Source organism: Staphylococcus sp. FSL W8-0774 (assembly GCF_038006785.1).
Classification (GTDB): domain Bacteria; phylum Bacillota; class Bacilli; order Staphylococcales; family Staphylococcaceae; genus Staphylococcus; species Staphylococcus pasteuri.
Genome location: NZ_JBBOVW010000001.1, coordinates 1,292,758 through 1,308,996, shown reverse-complemented (window position 1 = coordinate 1,308,996; position 16,239 = coordinate 1,292,758). Strand labels below are relative to the sequence as shown.

Sequence of the window (16,239 nt, the reverse complement as noted above, 5' to 3'; positions counted from 1 at the left end):
ACTATTTTCCCTCATTTTCTAAAAGCTTGAATTTTGGTAAGAAACCTGGAAATGAAACATTAACTGCATCAAATTGTTCTATGGATAAAGGTTCTGAGCTGAGTAGTGATGCAACAGCTAACATCATTCCTATACGGTGATCGGTTTGACTATCAACTGTGACACTAGTTTTAAATTCAGAAGGATGGATTATAAGACCATCATTTGTTGGTTGCAATTCAAAACCTAATTGATTTAGCATATCTGCTGTCGTATCAATTCTGTTTGTTTCTTTAACCTTTAATTCTTCAGCATCTTTAATCACACTCGTACCTGAAGCTTGTGTACAAAGTAATGCAATGACGGGTAATTCATCAATTGCTCTCGGTACAAGTTCTCCATGTATTTGAATGGGTTTTAAATTTGGTGTATAACGCACACGTATAGATGCAGTCGGTTCCGATTCTTCTGTAATGTCACTAAGTTCAATATGACCACCCATTTGTTTAACGATGTCTATGATACCTGAACGAGTTGGGTTAATGCCAACATTATGAATTGTAACATCACTGCCAGGTGTGATTAAGGCTGCAACGATGAAAAATGCAGCAGAAGAAATATCGCCTGGAACATGAAAATCACGTGGTTGTATATGTTGTACTGCTAATGGTTTGGTAGTAATCGTTTTATCATTAACTGAAATAGGAATATTAAAATGTTCAAACATAGTCTCTGTATGGTTACGGCTAACATCTATTTCTGTGATGCTAGAAGATTCTTGAGAAAAGATACTAGCAAATAAGATAGCGCTTTTTACTTGAGCACTAGCTACTTCCATAGTATATTGCATGCCTTTAATGTTTGAAGGCTTAATAATTAAGGGTGTGTAATTACCATCCACGCCACTAATTTGTGCGTTCATTTTTAGTAATGGTTTTAATACTCTATCCATTGGACGTTTACCGATTGAAACATCTCCCGATAATACACTTTCCAGACCAACACCACTTAACAATCCGGCTAATAAACGTGTTGTTGTGCCTGAATTACCTGTATACAGAACTTGATGTGGCGTTTTAAAATTTTGATAACCAGGTGAATCAACAATAATACGATCTTCTTCTTCGGTGATTGTTACACCTAAAAGTTCAAAGATGGCCATCGTTCTTTTACAATCTTCACCTAATAATGGTTTATATATAGTTGTTTGTCCTGTTGCTAATGATGCGAGCATAATTGCTCTGTGCGTGATGGATTTGTCACCAGGCACCTCAATGTTCCCTGTTAAAGGACCATTAATATCAATTGTTTGTGTAGTCGACATCATTTATTCACCTACTTTATTTTTGATTGAAGTTCGTTAAATGCAGCTAAGTGTGTAGATTTGTCTACATGTTCTACAACTGCATGACCTAATGATTTCATTAGTACCATTTGAATGCCATCTTGATTATTCTTTTTATCTAAAAGCATATATTGATAAATATCATCGAATTCCAATTCTTTTATAATATTAATTGGATATCCTAGTGATTCTAAATAATTAAGATAATGATCAATATCAAATGTGGTTTGTAATATTTGATTAGACACAATAAATTGATAAACAATACCTATCATAACAGCATGACCATGTGGAATTTTATATTTATATTCTATAGCATGGCCAAATGTATGCCCTAAATTTAAAAACTTACGCATACCTTGCTCTTTTTCATCATTCACAACGATATTTAACTTTGTTTCGATACCTTTATAAATATACGTTTCAATATCATCTAATGACGCTAATACTTCTTTATTAGGAAAATGTTGTTCGATATTGCTAGTGTCTTCTTGACCATTCAGTAATGCGTGTTTATAGACTTCTGCATAACCACTAAGTACTTCACTATATGGTAATGTTGTTAAGAAATCTAAATCATAAATAACAGCTTTAGGTCGATAAAATGCACCTATTAAGTTTTTACCATGTTGAGAATTAATTCCAACTTTACCACCAATACTTGAATCATGGGCTAAGATAGTTGTTGGTATTTGTATAAATGACACACCTCTTAATACACTTGCAGCTATAAATCCTGCAAAGTCACCTGTTGCGCCTCCGCCAATAGCGATAATTGCTGTATTTCTCGTAATTTTAAAGCTTAAAATATGTTCGACAATTTCATGGAAGTAATTAAAAGATTTCGTTTGTTCACCTGATGGGATGATTATTTTATGAGCGTTATTCACACTAATAAAGTAATCTATTTTATCTTTGAAATGTTGATACACTGTTTCATCAATGATAAAAAATGACTGATCATAAGATTGAGTGAAATCATGTAGTTGATTAATAGCACCATGCTCAACAATAATTGGATAATTGTTATCTTGATAAGTTGTATTTAACTTCATATTTATTCACCTGATTTAAATGATTAGAATTCGATATTTAACTGTCGACGTTCTGCGATTTGTGCTTTTAGTTGATCAATGTGATTAGCTTGGAATTCTTCTAATAATGCTTTAGCTAATTCAAAAGCTACGGCATGTTCGCAAACAACGCTTGCTGCTGGAACAGCACAACTATCTGAGCGTTCAATCGTTGCTTTGAAATCTTCTTTTGTGTTGATATCTACTGAGTTTAATGGTTTATATAATGTAGGAATAGGTTTCATTACACCATTAACAATGATAGGCATTCCGTTTGACATACCACCTTCAAATCCACCTAAGTGGTTTGAAGCTCTATAGTATCCTTGAGTTTCGTTATACATAATTTCGTCTTGAATTTCGCTACCAGGCTTTTCAGCGGCTTTAAATCCTTCGCCAAAGCTAACTCCTTTAAAGGCATTAATACTTACTACACCTTGAGCTATACGACCATCTAATTTTCGATCATAATGAACATAGCTTCCGATTCCTACAGGCATATTTTCTGCCATTACTTGAACCACGCCACCAATTGAGTCGCCTTCTTTTTTAGCTGCATCAATTTTATCTCTCATTTGTTGAGCAATATCTTCATTAATAACTCGAACGTCATTTTTATCGATATTAGATTTAAATGTCTCAGCATCGTATAGACCTTCATCTTTTATGCCGCCGATTTCTACAACACGACTATATATATGAATATCTAATTGAGCTAATAATATTTTAGAAACAGCACCCACTGCTACACGAGCAGCTGTTTCTCTAGCTGAAGAACGTTCTAAGACGTTTCGTAAATCTCTGTGGTTATATTTCATTCCGCCAACAAGATCAGCATGTCCTGGTCTTGGTTTAGAAATAGTACGTTTCATATTTTTTCGTTCTTCTTCACTAATTGGTTCAATACCCATGATATTTCTCCAATGAGTAAAATCATCGTTTGTTACGACTAGTGTAATCGGGCTTCCTAGTGTATAGCCATTTCTTACACCTGAAACAATCTCGATAGCGTCTTTTTCAATTTGCATACGACGGCCTCTACCATATCCGCCTTGTCGTTTAAACATTTCTTTATTAATATCTTCAGCTTTAATTTCTAAATTAGCTGGAAAACCTTCAATTATTACTGTTAGTTGTGGGCCATGTGATTCTCCTGAAGTTAAATATCTCACTAAAGCACACTCCTTTCCTTTTAGTTCTTTTATGAATTATTATATGTGTTTAATAATATCACAATCAATAAATCAATATAAGTTTATCGAGCTAACGTCATTTTTATTACAAATCAAAAATATGAGTTTAAGATTTATTTCTAAATGAAATTAATTGATTGATAGCAGATGATATTATTTTGTACAAGTTTTGATTGAATTATAATTACTTGCATATTATTTTGTTAAAGAACCAAATAAAAAAATGATAAAGTACCACTTCCTAAATTGGGTTAGTGATATTTACGCATTAGTTTTAGCTAAGGTATTCAATAAGTTATAACTAATGCAACAACTGCCAATATATAATTGAAGCCTGAGACATTGATTTATGTCTCAGGCTCTAAGGATAAAATGAATTACTTTTTTAAATTTTATTTTTTTATTCGTATAACCAAGCATCTCTAGGAGATTCATAAGTATTTACTTCTTCATCATTAAACCATAAACTAATTTCTCTTTGAGCAGATTCCACTGAATCAGAACCATGAATGATATTTCTACCAACTGTTAAACCTAAATCTCCTCTAATAGATCCAGGAGTAGCATCAGATGGGTTTGTGCTTCCGATGATATGACGAGAAACCGCTACAGCATCTTCACCTTCAACAACCATTGCAAAAACTGGTGCAGAAGTAATGAAAGAAATTAAATTGTTGTAGAAAGGTTTACCTTCATGTTCGCTATAATGCTTTTCAGCTAATTCTTGTGGTACTTGCATTAATTTGCCACCTACAAGTTTTAATCCTTTGTTCTCAATACGAGAAATTATTTCTCCGATAAGATTTCTTTGTACTGCATCTGGTTTAATCATTAAAAATGTACGTTCCACTTTGTGTTGTCCCCCTGTAATTTAAAATAACAAGCTTCTGAAGTATGTATAAATTAACTTGTCCGCTAATTATAAAGTAGCTAACTTATATACTACCAATTAATTAAAGCGCTTTCAAGCTGATTTACATGATTTACACATTTCTAGAACCCATTTTTTTAATTAACTTTTTAAATAAGTTTCGGGCTTGATTATCATCTAATTCATCAATTAGATTGAGCGCTTTATTCAAGTATTTTTCACTTATATCTTTTGAAACTTGAATATTATTTGAATTGCGTATAATATCTATACATTTTTCAAATTCTTCTTTATTACTGTCTCTATCTAAGTGAGCAATCATATCTTTGAAAGATGCATTATCTCTCATTTCAAGCAAAACTGGCAATGTGATGTGACCATTCATCAAATCGCTACCTACAGGCTTACCTAATTTCTTTTCAGTGCTAGTAAAATCGAGTATATCGTCGACAATCTGAAAACTCATTCCGATGTAATGACCAATCATTTTTAACTTTCTAATTGTTTCTTTGTCAGATTGAGACGTAATAGCACCTACTTCTGTAGCTAACTGAATTAGTAAAGCAGTTTTACGGTTAATTCTTCTTAAATAGTTAGTAATCGTTTGTTCGCTATTGAATTGATCTTGGAATTGGAATAATTCACCACGACATACGTCCACGATAGATTCAGATAAAATTTCATGAACACGTTGGTCTTTAATTTCTGATAAATGTTGTAAACCTAACGCAAGTAAGAAGTTCCCTGTGATAATCGCTGTTGTTTGGTCCCATTTCTTAGAAATTGTAAGTCTTCCACGTCGTTTATCACTTTTATCGATAACATCATCATGGACTAATGTTGCCATATGAATGAGTTCTAATGCTACAGCCACTTTATACGTATCTTCTGAAACGCCTTCTTCTTTACCGAACTGGCTACTAAGAATGACGAAAGCTGGTCTAACACGTTTTCCACCTGAAGAAAGTAAATGAAAAGCGGCTTCTTCAAGTACTTTATCATTACTATGAATTGATTGTTCTAAACGCTTTTCAACTTTTTTTATTTCATTGTTCATGTTTAACTTTGCCACGTTAATCACCTTTGGTCGTATCATTTTTGTTTATAGCCAAGGTGCATTGCAGCAACGCCACCTGTGAAGCTACGTACTTTTATGTTATTAAATCCTGCTTGTTGAAATAGTCGTTTTAATTTTTCTTTACCTGGAAAATCAAAAGTAGATTGTTGTAACCATTCATATTCTTCTTTTGATTTAGCGAATAATTTACCAAAGATTGGCATCACAAATTTAAAATATAAACGATATACTTGTTTGAATACAGGTAATGTTGGTTGACTCGTTTCTAAGCATACAACCATACCGCCTGGTTTAAGTACACGATTCATTTCTTTTAATGCGCCTAAATAGTCTGGCACATTTCTTAAGCCGAATCCGATTGTGACATAATCGAATGAATTATCATCAAATGGTAAGTTCATGGCATCTCCATGGACTAAATTAATATTGTCCATATTTGATGTTTTTTCTTTTCCTACTTCTAACATGTTTTCACTGAAATCAATACCAGTTACTTCTCCTTCAGGACCTACAGCTTTACTTAAAGCGATTGTCCAATCAGCAGTACCACAACATACATCAAGGGCTTTACTCCCTTTTTTGACTGACATTTCTTTCATAACATGTTTTCTCCACACTTTGTGTTGTTCGAAACTAATAATGTTATTAAGTCTATCGTATTTTTTTGAAATATTTTGGAATACTGTATGAACTTGTTCTTTTTTAGCGTTATTTTCAGCCATCTTTAATTACCTCTTCTTTTATCTAGCGTTTGTTTGATGTCTTTCATAATTAGATTAACACGTTCTTTATTATAATTTTTTAAATATGATGGATAGTAGTCATGTACATCGTCATATAAAAAGTCATATATCTGAGTTGCATTTCCTTCATTATTAAAATGAGTTAACGTAATATATGGGAATAATGTTTCAATTTTAAAAATTGCGTCACTCGCTTCTTCATCAGTTAATACATGTTGATGTAGTGAAGATTTAAGCTCGCTCACTTCAACAATAGCTTTACTCATTGCTAGTTGATATTCAGGATCATTTATTTCAGCTAGTATAGTATAGAAATGTGCACTTAATAAATCTCCAACTAGAATAGAATGCTTTGATAAACGATTGTTAGATATGTCATCTAGATGTTTCATCGAAGTGTCGATTGTGAGGCAAGCTAACTTTGCTTTTTCAGGTAGTGAGCATGTGTCTAAAAATTGACCCAACTTTTCATTGATTTGTATGGTTTCATAATCAACTATACCCTTAAGCCTTTGCTTAATATCTATATTTAATTTGCTTACAGTAGTTTCCATGTTCACACCTCACGATATTATCACTATTTATATTAACATTATATATCAAAAAATTAAATATTAGAGTCCCTTCTCATCTTTATTAGATTACAGAATTTATACTTATGTAAAAAGTAACGCTTTTTATGTATTATATGATTATGTATTTGGAGTTATGTTAAATAGTTAATTAATTTTTCTCTTTTTGATAGAGAACTAAATTTTTATTTTATACAAAAAGAAAAAAGCCCTCGAAGGGCTTTTTTAAGTAAAATTATTTTACTGCATCTTTTAATGCTTTACCAGCTTTGAATGCTGGAACTTTACTTGCAGGAATGTCGATTTCTTTACCTGTTTGAGGGTTACGGCCTTTACGAGCAGCACGCTCACGTACTTCAAAATTACCGAAACCGATTAATTGTACCTTTTCACCTTTAGCAAGTGAGTTTTGGATAGATTCAAAAACAGCGTCTACTGCTGAACCAGCTTCTTTTTTAGTTAAATCAGCTTGTTCTGCAACTGCATTGATTAAATCAGTTTTATTCATTATGAATTCACCTCCTGAGGTTTGATAATGATATCATTATATCATTATGGTTAGACTTTAACACACTGATTACTGTCACCGCAACGATTTATATATTAAAAACCTTAAAATAATACGATTAGAATTAATTTTTTTGGAAAACACATCAATAAAGTGTAAAATGACACTTTATTATTCTGATTTTTTGTCTCTACCCATTAATTCTTTAATACTTTCTTTAACAGGAACATCCTCGAATAACACTTTGTATAATGCTGTAGTGATTGGCATATCAACATTAACTTCTTGTGCTAAATAATAAACAGATTTAGTTGTATAAATTCCTTCAACTACCATTTTCATTTCTTCAAGTGCTTCATCTGTTGTTTTACCTTGGCCTAATTTATAACCTAATGTAAAGTTACGAGAATGAGTTGATGTACAAGTTACAATTAAGTCACCTATGCCACCTAAACCTAAGAATGTCATAGGATCGGCACCTAATTTTTCTCCTAAGCGACTAATTTCAGCTAAACCACGTGTCATAAGAGCTGCTTTTGCATTATCACCAAATCCCATTCCAGCTACGATACCACTTGCTACTGCAATGATGTTTTTCAATGCGCCACCTAGCTCAACACCGACTAAATCATTATTTGTATATACTCTTAAATAATCATTCATAAATAAATCTTGAATTAATTGGCTTACTGCTTCATCTTTTGATGATGCTGCCACAGTTGTAGGTTGTTTGATAACAACTTCTTCAGCGTGACTTGGTCCTGATAATACACCAATACCTGCATTGTGTTCAGGAGAGATTGAATCTTCCAACATTTCAGATACACGTTTGAACGTACCATTTTCAATACCTTTTGCAACATGAATAAAAGTCTTTTTAGTAGTTAGTAATCCATCGATTTTACTAGCAACTTCTCTCATTGCTTTAGTAGGTAAAGCCATTAAATATATATCTGCAAAATCTACAACTTTGCTTAAATCTGTACTGGCTTTAATAGATGGATCTAGTTTTGCTTCTTTTAAATAATTTTTATTCATATGATGTGTATTTAATTCTTCGACGTTTTCGTCATTTTTACCCCACATTAGTACATCATGGCCATTTTGTGCTAATACATTGGCTAATGCTGTACCAAAACTTCCCATACCAAATACTGATATTTTAGTCATATTAATATTCCCCTCCGTTTTAATTTCTTTTTCTTGGAATGATATGAACAGGTGTACCTTCAAATCCAAAGGCATGTCTAATTTGATTTTCAAGATAACGTTTATAAGAAAAATGCATTAATTCAACGTCATTAACAAATACAACAAATGTTGGCGGTTCAATCGCAACTTGTGTTGTATAAAAGACATTTAGTCTTCTACCTTTATCTGTTGGAGTAGGATTCATTGAAATTGCATCAGTCACTACTTCGTTTAATGTTGAACTTTGTACACGTTTTTTATGATTTTCACTTGCCTCTTTAATATAAGGGAATAACGTTTTCAATCTTAATTGTTCTTTAGCTGAGACAAAGGCAATTTGTGCGTAGTCTAAGAATTGGAATTCTTTTCTAACGTCTTCTGTAAATTTCTTCATCGTTTTACTGTCTTTTTCTACTGTATCCCATTTATTAACAACAATGACGATTGCTTTACCTTCTTCATGCGCATATCCAGCGACACGTTTATCTTGTTCAATAATACCTTGTTCTGCATCGATAACAACTAAGACGACATTTGAACGTTCAATTGCTTTTAATGCTCTTAAGACTGAATACTTTTCTGTAGATTCGTATACTTTACCTTTTTTACGCATTCCAGCTGTATCTATTAACACGTAATCTTGACCGTCGAATGAATATTCTGTATCGACAGCATCTCTTGTAGTACCAGCAACATTAGAAACAATGACACGTTCTTCACCTAAAATGGCATTGACTAAACTAGATTTCCCTACATTTGGGCGACCAATAATTGATAAACGAATTGTATCATCATCGTATGGGTCTTCTTGTTCTTCACCAAAGTTTTCAACGACGGCATCTAATAGATCACCTAAACCTAAACCGTGCGAACCTGAAATTGGATAAGGTTCTCCAAATCCTAAAGAATAAAAATCATAGATGTCGTTACGCATTTCTAAGTTATCTACTTTGTTTACTGCGAGAACGACAGGTTTTTTACTTTTATAGAGCATTTGTGCTACCATTTCATCGCTTTGTGTTAATCTTTCTCTAACATTAACCATAAATACGATAACGTCCGCTTCGTCGATGGCTATTTCTGCTTGTGCTCTAATTTGTGTTTGGAATGGTGCATCTCCTATTTCAATACCACCTGTATCTATAATATTGAATTCATGAGTTAACCATTCACCTGATGAATAGATTCGGTCTCTGGTTACACCAGGCGTGTCTTCAACGATAGAAACACGTTCGCCGACTACTCTATTAAAAATTGTAGATTTCCCTACATTAGGCTTGCCTACAATTGCTACTATAGGTTTAGTCATTTGTTAACTTCCTCTCTTTCTTAATCTCTATAATTTTATCACATGCAAGCACTGATTCAAAATACGTTTGTAACAAACGACTAAATATATTAAATAATACTTGAGAAGATGTAAAAAAACACTCCAATTAAAGAGATAACTCTAATTGGAGTGTAAATATAATTTATTGTTTATTAAAATTTAAGGTCTTTAAATTTATCACCAAAGACATCACCTAAAGTAGGGTTATCTTCCTCAGTATCTTTATTTAAATAAGATTGTGTTGTAGAAGCATCGCTTTCAACTACATCTTCGTTTGGTAAAGTAGCTTTGATAGATAATGATACACGTTCATTATCTTCATCAATACCTAAGATTTTAACACTAACTTGTTGACCTGGTTCTAATACTTCACCTGGTGTACCAATGTGCTTATGATCAATTTCTGAGATATGAACTAAGCCTTGTACTCCAGGAGCAATTTCAACGAATGCACCGAAGTTAGCTAATCTTACAACTGTACCTTCGATAACGTCATTTTCGTGGAATTGACCTTTAATTTGTTCGAATGGTGTTGGTAAAGTATCTTTGATTGATAATGAAATACGTTCAGTATCTTTATCAACTGATTTTACTTTTACTTTCACTTTTTCGCCAACTGAAACAACCTCTTCTGGAGATTGAACATGTTGATGTGATAATTCAGAAACGTGAACTAATCCATCTACACCACCAATATCAACAAAAGCACCAAAGTTTGTTAAGCGAGCAACTGTACCTTCAATCACGTCTCCATCATTAAGTGATTCTAATAATGATGCTTTTTTAACGTCATTTTCAGCTTGTTCAACAGCTTTACGGCTTAAGATTACACGGTTATTTTCAGGATCTAATTCTTCAACTTTAATTTTGATTGTTTGTCCTTCAAAGTCAGAGAAATCTTCGATAAAGTTTGTTGAAATTAATGAAGCAGGTACGAAACCACGTTGTCCTACATCGACAACTAATCCACCTTTCACAACTTCTGTTACTTTAGCTTCAATTATTTCATTGTTATCAAGTTTTTCTTGTAAATAGTCATATGATTTTTCAGTTTCAAGTTGTCTTTTAGATAAAATATATGCACCTGAATCATTTTCTTCATCAAATTCAATTTTCGTTACATAGGCTTCTATTTCATCGCCTTCTTTAACTACTTCATTAGGTTTTTCAATATGATGTGTGGATAATTGGCTAATAGGGATTATACCATTGTATTTTCCACCATTAATATGCACAACTACTTGTTTATCTTCAACCTGTTGTACTTCTCCAGTGACTTTGTCACCTTCTTTAATATCTTTAATCATTGATTCGTTGAATTCTTCAGTCATCTTGTCTGCCTCCTTATACACTACATAAGTATAACATCTTACAAACTGACTGAATTCTCAAGAAATTCCCCTTTTACACTTTAAGAAACTTTATGTTGATTTCATAGATGCAATTAAAAAGTGAATTTTTTAAATAAATTTCAATTTAAAGTTGAAGATGTATATTTATAGTGTTTATTTATATTAAGATTCAATCTAATTCTATTATAAGGGATAATAAAAGCTATATAAACGTTTCTGCTTATAACGTTTACATAGCTTTCAGTTAATTATTTAATTTGATCAACCATTTTTAAAATTTCGTTAGTTACTGTTTCAATAGATTTACCTGTTGTATCTAATGTAACGGCATCATCAGCTTTTCTTAGTGGTGAAATCTCTCTATTCATGTCATAGTTATCTCGTTGTTCAATTTCAGTTTTTAATTGTTCCAAGTTTGACTCGATGCCACGTAATTCATTTTCTTTTTGACGACGTTCAGCGCGTTCCTCAACAGAAGCAATCATATATACTTTTAGTTCGGCATTTGGAAGTACAACTGTACCGATATCTCTTCCATCCATAACTATACCTTTTTTAGCAGCTAAGTCTTTTTGCTTTTTAACTGCAAATGATCTAACTGGTTCTTTTGAAGCGACATATGAAACGTTGTTAGTAACATCATTTTCTCTTAAATAATCTGTTACATCTTCATTATCAAGCATCACACGTTGGCCTTTTGTTTCGTCATAAGTTAATTCTAATGTTGTATTTTTAATCAGTGCTTCAAAATCTTCTGTTTGGTTAGTACGTATATATTTGTATGTAATTGCTCTATACATAGCACCAGTATCTACATAAATCATAGAAAGCTTACTAGCAACTTGTTTAGCAATTGTACTTTTACCTGCAGCTGCAGGACCATCTAAAGCAATATTAATTAAACTCATTATCGAAATACCTACCTTGTTGTTTGATGAATAATATTTTATCATAAATATGTATTTTATTAATAGGAGGAAAAGTATGAAACGTCTACTTGTTATTCATACCGGTGGCACAATCAGCATGTCACAGGATAGTTCTAATAGAGTTATTACAAATAAAGAAAATCCGATTTCACAACATCAAGATATCATTAAACAATATGCACAAGTAGATGAGATTCATCCTATGAATGTACCATCTCCACATATGTCTATACAACATGTGAAGCAATTAAGAGATATCATTGTAGAAGCTCATCATGATAAAGACAATTCATATGACGGATTTGTCATTACTCATGGAACAGATACTCTTGAAGAAACTGCATACCTTTTAGATTTATTATTAGATATAGAGGAACCAGTTGTCATTACAGGTGCTATGAGATCTTCCAATGAAATAGGTTCTGATGGTCTATACAATTTTATTTCAGCGATTAGAGTGGCCTCTTCTGCAAAATCTCGTCGTATGGGTGTTATGGTCGTATTTAACGATGAAATACATACAGCACGCAATGTGACTAAGACACATACATCTAATACAAATACATTCCAAAGCCCTAACCATGGCCCATTAGGTGTACTAACAAAAGATAATGTACAATATCACCATCATCCTTTAAGTCATACAAGTTATCATAATATAAATCCTGGCTTAAATGTCCCACTCGTTAAATCATACATGGATATGCCAAGTGATATATTTAAATTTTATGCATCACAAGAAATCGATGGTTTAGTAATCGAAGCTATGGGACAAGGTAATCTTCCACCTACTTGTTTAGATGGACTAAATGCCTGCATAGATAAGAATATTCCTATCGTCATGGTATCTCGCTCATTTAATGGCATTGTAAGTCCAGTTTATGCCTATGAAGGTGGCGGGTATCAACTTGCTGACAAAGGGTTAATATTTTCTAATGGGTTGAATGGACCTAAAGCACGGTTGAAATTATTAGTGAGTTTAAGTAATGAACTTGAACGACACGATATTAGACAATATTTTGAAGAGTAAAATAAAAAATAATGGCGTAGAATTGATTTGATACTATCAATCTACGCCATTTATTTATGATTCTAAAGGTGTTTGCTTTTTAGCAAGAATACTTTGTGTTATTAAACCACCATGATATTTACCATTTTCTATAAAGATAGTATTGGCATCGTTGCCTGCTGCAATTACTCCGGCAATATAACAGTTTTCAACATTTGTTTCGTATGTTTCGCGGTTATATACGGGTGCAGTGCCGAATTCATTCGTATTAATATCTATTCCGATAGATTTTAAGAATTCATAGTCAGGGTGATAACCTATCATAGCAAATACATAATCATTAGGTATTTCAATAGTGTTACCATCTTTTTCGTAAACTACTTTATCCTCTGTAATTTGAGTTACATTGGCATTAAATTCCATTGTAATTTTTTCATGATTGACTAGTGATTCAAAATTAGGAAGAATCCACGGTTTAATTGCTTTAGGATAACGATCTCCTCGATATATTACAGTGACATTTGCGCCAGCTTTTTCCAATTCTAAGGCTGCATCTACAGCAGAATTTTTACCGCCTATAATGACTACATTTTGGTCGAAATAAGGGTGTGCTTCTTTAAAATAATGACTTACTTTTGGTAAATCAGCACCTTCAACTTCTAATGTATTATGCTGACCATAATATCCTGTCGCTACAGTTAAAAATTTACATTCGTACACATCTTTAGTAGTTGTAATTGTAAATCGGTTATTCATCTTTTTAACAGTTAATACTTCTTCAAATGGATTAATATTTAATTGATGATGTTTAACTACTTCACGATAGTATACTAATGCTTGGTTTCTATGTGGTTTACTTTGTTCAACGATGAATGGTACATCGCCAATTGATAATTTATCGCTTGAAGAAAAGAATGTTTGATGTGTTGGATAATTGTAAATAGCTTCAACAACATTACCTTTTTCAATAACTAATGTTTCAATACCTTTTTTCTTTTGTTCAATGGCTGCACTTAAGCCACAAGGTCCACCACCAATGATGATACTTTCTATTTTTTGCATGTCATACGGCCTCCTTTAATCACCAAACTATTATATCAGTTATGATCTATTTACGCGAAGTCCTTGATTAAGAAAAATTTATAATTTTAGTGACGTTTTAAGAAATGGAAAATAAATGATTTTGGATAAATAAAAAAACTGTGAGCAATGATTTAACATTACTCACAGTCTATAAATGGTTATAAATAAAACCTATGGTATTACTAATGTTTGACCATCATGGATATCATTACCACTTATACCATTTGCTTGTCTAATTTTTTGAACATTGGCTGGTGAACCACTGCCATAATATTGAATTGCAATTCTGTATAAGTTCTCTTTACCATTAACAGTATGTGTTTGTTTACCTTGTTGGCTATTACTGCTTTGACTATTATTTGATTGTTGACCGTTTTGTTGAGAATTTTGACTTTGGCCATTTTGGTTATTGCTGCTATTTTGACTATTTGTAGCTTGAGAATTAGCACTATTACTATCATCATTTGAGCTATTACTACTTGAGCCATTGTCGTCTGAATCTGAATCAGATGCTGAATTACTATTTGAAGAATCATTTGATGTTGCTTTATCTTTATCAGAATCACTTGATTTATCTTTGTCTTTAGAGCTATCTTTATCTTTATTGCTATCTTTGTCTTTGCTTGTATCATTATTTTTCATGCCGTCTTTGCTGTCTTCATTAGCTACTTTATTATCATTATTTCCACTATTGTTGTGGTTATTTAAAGCCATACCAGCAAAAATAGCTATAGCACCTAATATTAATACAGCAGCGATAATTGGTAAGATAATCTTCATGAAGCCGCCTTTTTTCTTACCATGATTATTATCATCATGGTCATGATCATCATTATGATTGTTATCATGGTCATGATCTTTTGCTTCATTTTTATCATGATGATGTTTAGCTAACCCAGCGGCACCAGCAGCGCCAGCAGCACCTGCACCTACTGCAGCAGCTTTTTTACCTTTGCCTGATTTTTCGTTATCTTTTTTAATTTCGTTGTTATCATCTTTATGATCATGTTTGTCATCATGCTTATCATCGTGTTTTGAATCATGTTTGTCATCATGCTTATCATTTTTATTGTGCTGATGTTTAGCCAGTCCGGCAGCACCTGCAGCGCCAGCAACCCCAGCGCCTGTTGCGGCAGCTTTTTTACCTTTATTATCTTTCTTATCTTGACGGTCAGCATCTTCATGACGAGTATCTTCATCTTTGTGACCACGTTGATCATTGTCATGATCTTTTAAGTTATCGTCATGTTGTTTATCATTTGTTGTATCATGGCTATCACTATTTAGATGCTTATCATCGTGTTTTGAATCATGTTTGTCAGCATGCTTATCATTTTTATCGTGCTGATGTTTAGCTAGTCCGGCAGCACCTGCAGCGCCAGCAACCCCAACGCCTGTTGCAGCTGCTTTTTTACCTTTATTATCTTTTTTATCTTGATGGTCAACATCTTCATGACGAGTATCTTCATCTTTATGACTACGTTTTAATGTTTCGTCTTGTCGTGAGTCTTTGTCAGATTCGTGGTTTGAAGTATTGTCATGTGTTGTTTCTTGTCTGTGATCATTATTTACTGTTTGATGCTCTTGTGATTTGCTTGAAACATCCTTAGATGAAGCATCATAGTTTTTGTTGTCTCCGTTATGTAATGATGTATCATCGAATCTATCATCTAATGAGCCATCTTGGTTAGAACTAGTTTGTGATTCAGATTGACGATTATTATTTGTAGCGACATCTCTACGACGTTTACGTCTCTGCGCATTTCTTGGTGGGAATTGTTGATTCGCTTTTTCTTCTACTTTGTCTGTAGGTTTGTCTTCATCATGTTCGTTTGAAGATGTCTGTTCTTTATGATCTTCTGAGTCTATAGATTGACGATTCTTTTCAAAATCATCTTTGAAGTTATTATTAGACACATTCATCATCCTCTCTATTTTAATTTTGTTTTGATACATAAACTATACCCACAAAATAAATGATTA

At 32.7% G+C, this 16,239-nt stretch carries 15 protein-coding genes; 1 reads left to right on the top strand and 14 read right to left on the bottom strand.

Features of this window, described 5'->3' with window-relative positions; genetic code table 11:
• Position 1: 1 nt before the first annotated feature.
• The 12 genes from aroA to cmk all read right to left on the bottom strand — a co-directional run bounded on the left by aroA (position 2) and on the right by cmk (position 12,143).
• A complete protein-coding gene (gene aroA / locus NSQ15_RS06450) occupies positions 2-1,303 on the bottom strand; it encodes a 3-phosphoshikimate 1-carboxyvinyltransferase (RefSeq protein WP_070453794.1) in 1,302 nt (433 codons plus the stop codon).
• Between the two features lie 11 nt (positions 1,304-1,314).
• Positions 1,315-2,379 (bottom strand): 3-dehydroquinate synthase, encoded by a 1,065-nt coding sequence (gene aroB, locus NSQ15_RS06445; RefSeq protein ID WP_070453796.1) that lies wholly within the window; start codon positions 2,377-2,379, stop codon positions 1,315-1,317.
• 23 nt (positions 2,380-2,402) lie between these two features.
• The gene (gene aroC / locus NSQ15_RS06440) at positions 2,403-3,569 is read right to left on the bottom strand and encodes a chorismate synthase (RefSeq protein WP_340747033.1); all 1,167 of its coding nucleotides are present in this window, start codon (positions 3,567-3,569) and stop codon (positions 2,403-2,405) included.
• A gap of 421 nt (positions 3,570-3,990) precedes the next feature.
• Positions 3,991-4,440 carry a nucleoside-diphosphate kinase gene (ndk, locus tag NSQ15_RS06435; RefSeq protein WP_017637965.1) on the bottom strand — a complete coding sequence of 150 codons (450 nt, stop codon included), beginning with the start codon at positions 4,438-4,440 and terminating at the stop codon, positions 3,991-3,993.
• Positions 4,441-4,573: 133 nt separating this feature from the next.
• Positions 4,574-5,533 carry a polyprenyl synthetase family protein gene (locus tag NSQ15_RS06430; protein ID WP_037536644.1) on the bottom strand — a complete coding sequence of 320 codons (960 nt, stop codon included), beginning with the start codon at positions 5,531-5,533 and terminating at the stop codon, positions 4,574-4,576.
• Between the two features lie 20 nt (positions 5,534-5,553).
• Positions 5,554-6,261 carry a demethylmenaquinone methyltransferase gene (locus tag NSQ15_RS06425; protein WP_017637963.1) on the bottom strand — a complete coding sequence of 236 codons (708 nt, stop codon included), beginning with the start codon at positions 6,259-6,261 and terminating at the stop codon, positions 5,554-5,556.
• 2 nt (positions 6,262-6,263) lie between these two features.
• Complete coding sequence (locus NSQ15_RS06420) at positions 6,264-6,836, bottom strand: heptaprenyl pyrophosphate synthase subunit A (protein WP_029055326.1); 573 nt, start codon at positions 6,834-6,836, stop codon at positions 6,264-6,266.
• Between the two features lie 253 nt (positions 6,837-7,089).
• On the bottom strand, positions 7,090-7,362 hold the full coding sequence (locus NSQ15_RS06415) for an HU family DNA-binding protein (protein WP_001043863.1): 273 nt from the start codon (positions 7,360-7,362) through the stop codon (positions 7,090-7,092).
• A gap of 171 nt (positions 7,363-7,533) precedes the next feature.
• Positions 7,534-8,532, bottom strand: coding sequence for an NAD(P)H-dependent glycerol-3-phosphate dehydrogenase (locus tag NSQ15_RS06410; protein WP_017637961.1), 999 nt, complete (start codon positions 8,530-8,532; stop codon positions 7,534-7,536).
• Positions 8,533-8,551: 19 nt separating this feature from the next.
• Positions 8,552-9,862, bottom strand: a complete 1,311-nt coding sequence (gene der / locus NSQ15_RS06405) for a ribosome biogenesis GTPase Der (protein ID WP_340747032.1) — start codon at positions 9,860-9,862, stop codon at positions 8,552-8,554.
• Positions 9,863-10,035: 173 nt separating this feature from the next.
• The gene (rpsA, locus tag NSQ15_RS06400; protein ID WP_124760080.1) at positions 10,036-11,214 is read right to left on the bottom strand and encodes a 30S ribosomal protein S1; all 1,179 of its coding nucleotides are present in this window, start codon (positions 11,212-11,214) and stop codon (positions 10,036-10,038) included.
• Positions 11,215-11,483: 269 nt separating this feature from the next.
• Positions 11,484-12,143 (bottom strand): (d)CMP kinase, encoded by a 660-nt coding sequence (gene cmk, locus NSQ15_RS06395; RefSeq protein ID WP_017637958.1) that lies wholly within the window; start codon positions 12,141-12,143, stop codon positions 11,484-11,486.
• A gap of 76 nt (positions 12,144-12,219) precedes the next feature.
• Here cmk and NSQ15_RS06390 point away from each other — a divergent pair, with 76 nt between their 5' ends.
• The gene (locus NSQ15_RS06390; RefSeq protein ID WP_070453806.1) at positions 12,220-13,194 is read left to right on the top strand and encodes an asparaginase; all 975 of its coding nucleotides are present in this window, start codon (positions 12,220-12,222) and stop codon (positions 13,192-13,194) included.
• A 54-nt stretch (positions 13,195-13,248) separates the two neighbouring features.
• Here NSQ15_RS06390 and ypdA read toward each other — a convergent pair whose 3' ends face one another.
• The gene (gene ypdA, locus NSQ15_RS06385; RefSeq protein WP_029055321.1) at positions 13,249-14,235 is read right to left on the bottom strand and encodes a bacillithiol disulfide reductase YpdA; all 987 of its coding nucleotides are present in this window, start codon (positions 14,233-14,235) and stop codon (positions 13,249-13,251) included.
• 192 nt (positions 14,236-14,427) lie between these two features.
• The gene (ebpS, locus tag NSQ15_RS06380; RefSeq protein ID WP_340747187.1) at positions 14,428-16,179 is read right to left on the bottom strand and encodes an elastin-binding protein EbpS; all 1,752 of its coding nucleotides are present in this window, start codon (positions 16,177-16,179) and stop codon (positions 14,428-14,430) included.
• Between the last annotated feature and the right edge of the window lie 60 nt (positions 16,180-16,239).

Excerpts from the sequence above, each read along its gene's own strand:
- NSQ15_RS06390 (WP_070453806.1), top strand. The coding sequence starts at position 12,220 with ATGAAACGTCTACTTGTTATTCATACCGGTGGCACAATCAGCATGTCA.
- aroB (WP_070453796.1), bottom strand. The coding sequence starts at position 2,379 with ATGAAGTTAAATACAACTTATCAAGATAACAATTATCCAATTATTGTT.
- ypdA (WP_029055321.1), bottom strand. The coding sequence starts at position 14,235 with ATGCAAAAAATAGAAAGTATCATCATTGGTGGTGGACCTTGTGGCTTA.
- der (WP_340747032.1), bottom strand. The coding sequence starts at position 9,862 with ATGACTAAACCTATAGTAGCAATTGTAGGCAAGCCTAATGTAGGGAAA.
- ebpS (WP_340747187.1), bottom strand. The coding sequence starts at position 16,179 with ATGAATGTGTCTAATAATAACTTCAAAGATGATTTTGAAAAGAATCGT.
- NSQ15_RS06425 (WP_017637963.1), bottom strand. The coding sequence starts at position 6,261 with ATGGCTGAAAATAACGCTAAAAAAGAACAAGTTCATACAGTATTCCAA.
- aroA (WP_070453794.1), bottom strand. The coding sequence starts at position 1,303 with ATGTCGACTACACAAACAATTGATATTAATGGTCCTTTAACAGGGAAC.
- cmk (WP_017637958.1), bottom strand. The coding sequence starts at position 12,143 with ATGAGTTTAATTAATATTGCTTTAGATGGTCCTGCAGCTGCAGGTAAA.
- rpsA (WP_124760080.1), bottom strand. The coding sequence starts at position 11,214 with ATGACTGAAGAATTCAACGAATCAATGATTAAAGATATTAAAGAAGGT.
- NSQ15_RS06415 (WP_001043863.1), bottom strand. The coding sequence starts at position 7,362 with ATGAATAAAACTGATTTAATCAATGCAGTTGCAGAACAAGCTGATTTA.
- NSQ15_RS06420 (WP_029055326.1), bottom strand. The coding sequence starts at position 6,836 with ATGGAAACTACTGTAAGCAAATTAAATATAGATATTAAGCAAAGGCTT.
- NSQ15_RS06410 (WP_017637961.1), bottom strand. The coding sequence starts at position 8,532 with ATGACTAAAATATCAGTATTTGGTATGGGAAGTTTTGGTACAGCATTA.